Below are 413 nucleotides of genomic sequence, written 5' to 3' on the forward strand. Positions count from 1 at the left end.
TCCTTGGTGACGGCCAGCACGCCGGGGGTGCCGGCCAGCTCCTGCGCCTGCGCGGCGGTCAGCCGGGCGGCGAAGCCGTTGAGGGCGACCGTGTACTGCTGCGTCGGGCGCACGCCGACGGCGCGGGCGACGTCCTCCTGCGTGCGCAGCAGGGTGCGCCGGTAGTCCTGCGCGGCGCGCTGGGTGACGTCGACGCCGCCGCCGGGGGCGGACCTCAGCCTCGGCTCGGCGGGGGTGGAGCCGTCGGCCTTCGCGACGGGGTCGCCGGCCAGGACGACGACGTAGCGGCCGTCGGAGTACGACCCGGCGGCCGTGTCGGCCGTGTCGGGTGCGGCGGGTGCGGTGGGCGGGGCGGCCAGGGCCGCCGAGGGGGCGGTGGCCAGGAGCAGGCCGGTGGTGGTGATGGCCAGCAG

1 protein-coding gene is annotated in these 413 nt (G+C 78.7%); it reads right to left on the reverse strand.

The features are described 5' to 3' along the window. On the reverse strand, positions 1-413 hold a 413-nt coding region (locus GTR00_RS22580; RefSeq protein ID WP_205706461.1), incomplete at both ends, for a protease inhibitor I9 family protein.

It is taken from the genome of Kineococcus indalonis (assembly GCF_009906395.1).
GTDB classification, from domain to species: domain Bacteria; phylum Actinomycetota; class Actinomycetes; order Actinomycetales; family Kineococcaceae; genus Kineococcus; species Kineococcus indalonis.